This window comes from Streptococcus sp. 3167 (genome assembly GCF_013277175.1).
GTDB lineage: Bacteria > Bacillota > Bacilli > Lactobacillales > Streptococcaceae > Streptococcus > Streptococcus pseudopneumoniae.
In genome coordinates this window covers 1-8,197 of sequence record NZ_VMML01000051.1, presented here as the reverse complement: position 1 = coordinate 8,197, position 8,197 = coordinate 1, and the positions used below count along the sequence as shown (strand labels likewise).

General features: G+C 39.0%; 7 protein-coding genes and 1 pseudogene. 6 read left to right on the top strand and 2 right to left on the bottom strand.

The genetic code is table 11. The features are described 5' to 3' along the window. Nucleotides 1-216 precede the first annotated feature (216 nt). The 4 genes and pseudogenes from HT678_RS07920 to HT678_RS07905 form a co-directional block, all read left to right on the top strand. Nucleotides 217-695, top strand: a pseudogene (locus HT678_RS07920) (DUF1919 domain-containing protein); the annotation flags it as partial. 101 nt (nucleotides 696-796) lie between these two features. Further along, nucleotides 797-2,926 carry a Tex family protein gene (locus HT678_RS07915; RefSeq protein ID WP_172924827.1) on the top strand — a complete coding sequence of 710 codons (2,130 nt, stop codon included), beginning with the start codon at nucleotides 797-799 and terminating at the stop codon, nucleotides 2,924-2,926. Continuing rightward, nucleotides 2,913-3,362: a SprT family protein gene (locus HT678_RS07910; protein ID WP_101514688.1), complete on the top strand. Its 450-nt coding sequence runs from the start codon at nucleotides 2,913-2,915 to the stop codon at nucleotides 3,360-3,362. Before HT678_RS07915 ends, HT678_RS07910 begins: the two co-directional genes overlap by 14 nt. A gap of 58 nt (nucleotides 3,363-3,420) precedes the next feature. Next, nucleotides 3,421-3,693: a PspC domain-containing protein gene (locus tag HT678_RS07905; protein ID WP_001085044.1), complete on the top strand. Its 273-nt coding sequence runs from the start codon at nucleotides 3,421-3,423 to the stop codon at nucleotides 3,691-3,693. A 137-nt stretch (nucleotides 3,694-3,830) separates the two neighbouring features. Here the strand turns inward: HT678_RS07905 and HT678_RS07900 are convergent, their stop codons facing one another. Next, on the bottom strand, nucleotides 3,831-4,028 hold the full coding sequence (locus HT678_RS07900) for a hypothetical protein (protein ID WP_050223462.1): 198 nt from the start codon (nucleotides 4,026-4,028) through the stop codon (nucleotides 3,831-3,833). 339 nt (nucleotides 4,029-4,367) lie between these two features. On the opposite strand from HT678_RS07900, the gene HT678_RS07895 reads away from it, so the two are divergent. Further along, entirely contained in the window at nucleotides 4,368-5,126 is a 759-nt protein-coding gene (locus HT678_RS07895) for an ABC transporter ATP-binding protein (RefSeq protein ID WP_000173372.1), read from the top strand. Nucleotide 5,127: 1 nt separating this feature from the next. Next, the gene (locus tag HT678_RS07890) at nucleotides 5,128-7,119 is read left to right on the top strand and encodes an ABC transporter permease (RefSeq protein ID WP_050208796.1); all 1,992 of its coding nucleotides are present in this window, start codon (nucleotides 5,128-5,130) and stop codon (nucleotides 7,117-7,119) included. A gap of 137 nt (nucleotides 7,120-7,256) precedes the next feature. On the opposite strand, the gene HT678_RS07885 is transcribed toward HT678_RS07890, so the two are convergent. Next, the gene (locus HT678_RS07885) at nucleotides 7,257-7,952 is read right to left on the bottom strand and encodes a VIT family protein (RefSeq protein ID WP_000005270.1); all 696 of its coding nucleotides are present in this window, start codon (nucleotides 7,950-7,952) and stop codon (nucleotides 7,257-7,259) included. Nucleotides 7,953-8,197 lie beyond the last annotated feature (245 nt).

The window sequence follows — 8,197 nt, the reverse complement described above, 5'->3', positions numbered from 1 at the left end:
TATTTTTGAATGTTTGGAACGCTTTTTTTAAAACTAAATGATTATATAATTGAAATAAGAAGAAAATCATTATCAGAAAATTATAGGAGGTAGTAAAATTGACTTGCTTAATCAGTGTTATTTTATTACATCAAGGAGATAAAAATAGTTTATTAGAGTCTTTATTAATAGTTGATAGACAAACATTTAAAGATATAGAAGTTATTATTGTAAAGCCAATATAGAACACCTTTTGTTGGTTTATTTATTCTTCCTGATGATTATTATAAACTTACAAAGGATTTTCGGTACTATATGGAACAAGAACTTGTTTTCGAAGAGGAACTTGTTTCACCGAGCTGGACCCATGAAGTTTATCCTTTGGGGCACTTAGGGGATATAGATATTCATTTTCTACATTATTCTAGTATTGAAGAAGCACGGACTAAGTGGGAAAAAAGAAAAAACGCATAAATTGGGATAATCTATATTTTAAATTTGATAATAAAGATTCAGCTAGTGAAGAAATTTTAAATAAGATGGATAATCTTCCTTATTCTAATAAATTAATTTTAGTCAATCGTCCATATAAAAATTTGAAAAGTCAATGTGTTATTCCAGGTCAGGAACATCTTCCAGAACTGGCTATTATGTCTGATCCATTAAATACTTTTGATATCATGGCTTGGTTAAAAAAAGGTGGCAATGCTCTTTAAGTGCAAGTTATTGCGCTGTAGCATATAAATCTATTCCCTACATATTTTTTAAATGTTCTACGAGTTAATTTGAAATGTTTAGCTTGTGGTATAATAGATTCATGGATAAAAAATATGAAAAAATCTCCCAAGATTTGGGAGTGACTTTAAAGCAAATCGATACTGTTCTAAGTTTGACAGCAGAAGGGGCGACAATCCCCTTTATCTCGCGTTATCGCAAGGACATGACTGGTAGTCTGGATGAGGTGGCGATTAAGGCCATTATCGACTTGGATAAAAGTCTGACCAATCTCAATGACCGCAAGGAAGCTGTTTTAGCTAAGATTCAAGAACAAGGCAAGTTGACCAAGGAGTTGGAAGAAGCTATCTTAGCTGCCGAAAAATTAGCAGACGTTGAAGAACTCTACCTACCTTACAAGGAAAAGCGTCGAACCAAGGCAACCATTGCTCGTGAAGCTGGACTCTTCCCACTTGCTCGCCTGATTTTGCAGAATGTAACTGACTTAGAGAAAGAGGCTGAAAAGTTCATCTGTGAAGGATTTGTGACTGGGAAAGACGCCTTGGCTGGTGCAGTTGATATCTTAGTCGAAGCCTTATCGGAAGATGTGACACTGCGCGCCATGACTTATCAGGAGGTGCTGAGATACTCTAAACTTACTTCGCAAGTCAAGGATGAAAGTCCTGATGAAAAGCAGGTTTTTCAGATTTATTATGATTTTTCAGAGACAGTTGGAAATATGCAGGGCTATCGTACATTGGCCCTCAATCGTGGGGAGAAGCTAGGTGTCTTGAAGGTCGGTTTCGAACATGCGACAGACCGTATTCTAGCTTTCTTTGCTGCTCGTTTCAAGGTGAAAAATGCCTATATAGATGAAGTTGTTCAGCAATCGGTTAAGAAAAAAGTCTTACCTGCTATCGAGCGCCGTATTCGGACAGAATTGACTGAAAAAGCGGAAGAAGGGGCTATCCAACTCTTTTCGGACAACCTACGCAATCTCCTCTTGGTTGCTCCACTGAAAGAGCGCGTGGTTCTTGGATTTGACCCTGCCTTTCGTACAGGTGCCAAGCTAGCTGTCGTGGATGCAACAGGAAAAATGCTGACAACACAGGTCATTTATCCTGTTAAACCAGCATCAGCTCGTCAAATCGAAGAAGCCAAGAAAGATCTGGCAGATTTGATTGGTCAATATGGCGTGGAAATTATTGCCATCGGAAATGGTACTGCTAGTCGTGAAAGTGAAGCCTTTGTGGCGGAAGTTCTGAAAGATTTTCCTGAGGTTAGTTATGTCATCGTAAATGAAAGTGGTGCTTCTGTCTATTCTGCCAGTGAACTTGCTCGTCAGGAGTTTCCAGATTTGACCGTTGAAAAACGCTCTGCCATTTCTATCGCCCGTCGTTTGCAGGACCCCCTTGCTGAATTGGTTAAAATCGATCCTAAGTCAATTGGTGTCGGTCAATACCAACACGATGTCAGTCAGAAGAAACTATCTGAGAGTCTGGACTTTGTTGTCGATACAGTGGTTAACCAAGTTGGTGTCAATGTCAATACAGCTAGCCCAGCTCTTCTTTCACACGTAGCTGGACTCAACAAAACTATCTCTGAAAATATTGTCAAATACCGCGAGGAAGAAGGAAAAATCACTTCACGCGCCCAAATCAAGAAAGTTCCTCGTCTGGGAGCCAAGGCCTTTGAGCAGGCTGCTGGTTTCCTTCGTATCCCTGAAAGTAGCAATATCCTTGATAATACAGGAGTTCACCCAGAGAATTACACTGCAGTTAAGGAACTCTTCAAACGTTTAGATATTAAAGACCTAAACGAAGAAGCCCAAAGCAAACTCAAGTCCCTTTCAGTCAAGGAAATGGCTCAAGAGCTAGACCTCGGTCCAGAAACCCTTAAAGATATCATTGCAGATCTTCTCAAACCAGGTCGAGATTTCCGTGATTCCTTTGACGCACCTGTGCTTCGCCAAGATGTCCTAGATATCAAAGACCTAGTGGTAGGTCAGAAGCTAGAAGGTGTTGTGCGTAACGTTGTTGACTTCGGTGCCTTCGTTGATATCGGGATTCACGAGGACGGCTTGATTCATATTTCTCATATGAGTCGCAAGTTTATCAAACACCCTAGTCAAGTGGTGTCAGTTGGAGATTTGGTGACCGTTTGGGTCAAGAAAATTGATACTGAACGTGAAAAAGTTAATCTGTCGCTCCTCGCTCCAAATGAAACTGACTGATTATGTCAAGCAGGTTTCACTAGAAGACTTCGGGAGAGCTTTTATCCATCATGTCCAGTGGAATAGGCGTCTACGTTCGACAGGTGGGCGATTTTTCCCCAAAGATGGGCATCTGGATTTTAATCCCAAGGTTTATCAGAAACTGGGTATGGAGGTTTTTAGGAAAATTGTCCGACATGAACTCTGTCATTATCACCTCTATTTTCAAGGGAAGGGATATCAACACAAGGATCGAGATTTTAAGGAACTTTTGAAAGCGGTGGATGGATTACGCTTTGTGCCCTCCTTGACAAATAGCCACTCTAAACCACTCAAACTTTATCGTTGTCAATCCTGCCAGCAAAGTTATCATCGCAAGCGAAGGATTGATACCAAATGCTATCGCTGTGGACTTTGTCGAGGTAAATTGCTTCTGATAAATCAGCCTGAGGACTGATGAAAGCCGAGCCTACCCGTGATATACTATGTCTAACCTAACAGAAAGAGGAAATATCATGAACAGTAAATTTTATAAAATGAGACGAAATCGCATGATTTCAGGAGTTCTGGCGGGTCTGTCAGACAAGTGGAACTTTGATGTTACCCTGGTTCGTTTTCTATTTGCTATTTTTACAGTCGCAAACTTTGGACTTGGCGTGATTATCTATATCATCCTAGCTTCTATCATGCCAACCAAGGAAGAAATCGAAGCAGAAATGTACGGAACAGGCCCACGCAAACGCAAAGAAGCCCAAGCTATTGACGACAATGAAGGCTGGTTTTGGTGAGGTTTAACAAAAGATTTGGAATAAGCAAAAAGCTTTAAATCAATAGTCTAAACTGCTTGATTTAAAGCTTTTTTACTTTTAATAAGATTTTCTCAGCCTCATATACAAATTAAAAATATTATTTTAAACTCAGTTTTTTAATCTGTTTTTTCTTGCTGAGACAATACATTTTTTGAAAAATGGTGGATGCTGATAACAACTGATAGCCAGCAAATAGCATAAGCAGTAGCTGTAAATTCTGTACCGATAAAGTATGTTTTTTCAACTAAGAGCTGACCGATGAATGGAGAGAGGAGATAGAGAAGTCCGATGAGTATATGTTCTTTGTGTTTCATTAAAGCGCACCTTCTTTCCAAAGTAAGCCTTTTCACACTTATATTTTACAATTTTAAAAATAGGAAATCAAATCATTTTCTAAGTAATTTTGCTTACATTTCCCCCAATCTTACAAAAATGTAAGATTAAAGTCTCTTTTGTAAGGTTAGGTTATGGCAAGCGGTCTTTTTTTGATGTAAACTAGACTCATAAAGAAAAAGGAGTAAGAACATGAAAAAATTATTTCAAGAAAAATTTTCAAAACAACCAAGCCACAAAGAAATCGAGCGCGTTCAGCTGGGATGCGCTATGATGCAAGCAACATTTCATTTGATGGGATATTAAGAAAGGAGATTCTCATGACACTTTTAGATGTAAAACACGTTCAAAAAATTTATAAAACTCGTTTTCAGGGCAACCAAGTAGAGGCCCTCAAGGATATTCACTTTACCGTAGAAAAGGGAGACTACGTTGCTATCATGGGTGAGTCTGGTTCTGGTAAATCAACTTTGCTCAATATTCTAGCTATGCTGGATAAACCAACTCGTGGCCAGGTTTACTTGAATGGAACTGACACCGCAACCATTAAAAATTCACAGGCTTCTAGCTTCCGTCGTGAAAAATTAGGCTTTGTCTTCCAAGACTTTAACTTGCTAGATACTCTTTCTGTTAAGGACAATATCTTGCTTCCGCTTGTCTTGTCAAGAAGACCTATTACGGAGATGATGAAGAAATTGGTGGTGACAGCTGAGAATCTAGGTATCAACCAATTGCAAGAGAAGTACCCTTACGAGATTTCTGGTGGTCAGAAACAGCGTGTAGCAGTAGCACGCGCCATCATCACAGAACCTGAAATTCTCCTTGCGGATGAGCCAACAGGTGCCCTTGATTCCAAGTCCTCTGCAGCTCTTCTTGATGTTTTTGATGAAATCAATGAGCGCGGCCAAACCATTCTCATGGTAACCCACTCAACAGCAGCAGCTAGCAGAGCTAAACGTGTACTCTTTATCAAGGACGGCATTCTTTACAATCAAATCTACCGTGGAGAGAAGACAGAGCGTCAGATGTTCCAAGAAATCTCTGATACCTTGACTGTCATGGCAAGCGAGGTGAATTAGTATGTTTCGATTAACTAATAAGTTAGCGGTATCGAACTTGATTAAAAACCGCAAGCTCTACTATCCTTTTGCGCTGGCTGTTCTCTTGGCAGTCACTGTCACCTATCTCTTTTACTCTCTAACCTTCAATCCCAAGATTGCTGAAATCCGTGGAGGAACCACCATTCAAGCAACACTTGGATTTGGTATGTTTGTCGTTACCCTTGCGTCAGCCATTATCGTCCTCTATGCCAATAGTTTTGTCATGAAAAACCGTTCCAAGGAACTAGGAATTTATGGCATGTTGGGCTTGGAGAAGCGTCATCTTATCAGTATGACCTTTAAGGAGTTAGTGGTATTTGGGATTCTAACTGTTGGAGCGGGTATCGGTATTGGAGCCTTGTTTGACAAGTTGATTTTCGCTTTCTTGCTCAAACTGATGAAATTGAAGGTTGAGCTGGTCGCTACCTTCCAAATGAATGTTGTCATTGCAGTACTTGTTGTCTTTGGATTGATTTTCCTAGGGCTCATGTTCCTGAATGCCCTTCGAATCGCCCGTATGAATGCCCTCCAGCTCTCGCGTGAGAAAGCAAGCGGAGAGAAAAGAGGTCGTTTCCTACCTCTCCAAACTATTCTTGGTTCCATAAGTTTAGGGATTGGCTATTATCTTGCCCTTACGGTAACCGATCCTCTTACAGCCCTAACAACTTTCTTCCTAGCTGTTTTGCTGGTTATTTTTGGTACTTATCTATTGTTTAATGCAGGGATTACAGTCTTCCTACAAATCTTAAAGAAAAACAAGAAATACTATTACCAACCTAATAACCTCATCTCTGTTTCCAACTTGATTTTCCGTATGAAGAAAAATGCGGTTGGACTAGCAACCATCGCTATTTTGTCAACAATGGTTTTGGTAACCATGTCAGCAGCGACTAGTATTTTCAATGCCTCAGAATCCTTTAAAAAAGTGATGAATCCGCATGACTTTGGCATTACTGGAAAAAATGTTGAAAAAGAAGATTTGGACAAACTCTTGAGCCAGTTTGCAAGTGACAAAGGTTATAGTGTCAAAGAGAAAGAAGTGCTTCGTTACAGTAACTTTGGTATTGCAAATCAAGAAGGAACCAAGTTAACTATTTTTGAAAAAGGACAAAACCGTGTCCAACCAAAAACAGTTTTCATGGTATTTGACCAAAAAGATTATGAAAATATGACTGGTCAAAAACTGTCTCTATCAGGAAATGAGGTTGGTCTCTTTGCCAAAAATGACGGACTGAAAGGACAGAAAGCTCTAACTCTAAATGATCATCAATTTTCTGTCAAAGAAGAATTTAATAAAGATTTCATTGTGAACCATGTTCCAAATCAGTTTAATATCTTGACTACTGATTACAATTACCTTGTTGTTCCTGATTTACAAGCCTTTTTGGATCAATTCCCAGATTCGGCTATCTATAATCAGTTTTACGGTGGTATGAATGTAATAAATGTCAGTGAAGAAGAACAACTCAAGGTCGCTGAGGAGTATGAAAAATACCTCAATCAATTTAATGCTCAATTAGACACAGAAGGTAGCTATGTTTATGGTAGCAATCTAGCAGATGCTAGTTCTCAGATGAGTGCCCTCTTTGGTGGTGTCTTCTTTATCGGTATTTTCCTATCCATTATCTTTATGGTCGGAACCGTTCTGGTCATCTATTACAAACAAATTTCTGAAGGCTATGAAGACCGTGAACGCTTTATTATCTTGCAGAAAGTCGGTTTAGATCAAAAGCAAATCAAGCAAACCATCAACAAACAGGTTTTAACTGTTTTCTTCCTTCCTTTGCTTTTTGCCTTCATACATCTAGCCTTTGCCTACCATATGCTTAGTCTGATTTTAAAAGTGATTGGTGTAATAGATACGAATATGATGTTGATTGTGACCTTGTCTATCTGCGCTATCTTCCTCATCGCCTATGTGCTGATTTTCATGATTACTTCAAGAAGTTATCGCAAGATTGTCCAAATGTAAAAAAAGATACCTCGACTTGAAAATCGAGGTATTTCTTGTATTTTATACTCAATAAAAATCAAAAAGCAAACTAGGAAGCTAGNNCATATATACGGCAAGGCGAAGCTGACGTGGTTTGAAGAGATTTTCGAAGAGTATTAAATGCTGAAAAGTTGTCCTAGCAGAAAGGTAACTCCCATGGTTAAAAGACCAATAGCTAGGTTCCGAATCATAGCTGTTTTGGTTGGGGCTTTTCCAAGTTTGGCACTAGTGTAACCAGTGAGAAGAAGGGCCACACCGACGATAAGGACAGTAGCAGGAATGCGGTATTCACTTGGGAAAATAGTTACTGACAGCATTGGTGGTAAGCTACCAAGGAAAAAAGAAATAAAGCTAGAGATAGCAGCATGCCAAGGATTGGTAAACTCTTCATACTCAATACCGTATTTTTCCTCTACCAAAGCCTTGAGTGGATTATTTAAAAAGGCTTTGTTAGTCAAAAGTTGAGCAGAGGTTTCGCATTCTCCATTTTGGATATAGGCAGCATAGAGGGACTTTTTGGCTAGTTCCATATCTTGGTCTAGCAAGAGCTGCTCACGCGCAACGGCTGCTTCCTCAGTATCTTTTTGAGTTGAAACGGATACATATGCTCCACCAGCCATTGAAAAGGCACCAGCTAAGATAGCTGCAAATCCTGATAAAAAGATAATCCAGATATTGGTCGTGGCACTAGCAACTCCGATAACTACACCAGCAATGGAAATAATCCCATCATTGGCACCAAGAACACCCGCACGCAGGATATTTAAACGACCTGCAAAATTTGAATCAATTTTGTGATTTGTTTCTGACATACTATTCTCCTTTTTATCCAGTATAAAGGAAAGAGGTAATGAAATCAATCTTTTAAAAGTATCTGAAAAAAGTTGCACGATTTTAATGATATAAAAATATCGACATCTTCTCTGATAGATCAAACACCGAAGGTAAAGAGTATAGAATAGCATAAAAAATTTTAAATTAAATAGGATAAACATTTTGTTCACTTTATAATCGTTTACAAGAGAATAATGAGTATTAAATGAAAGTTCTATAATGA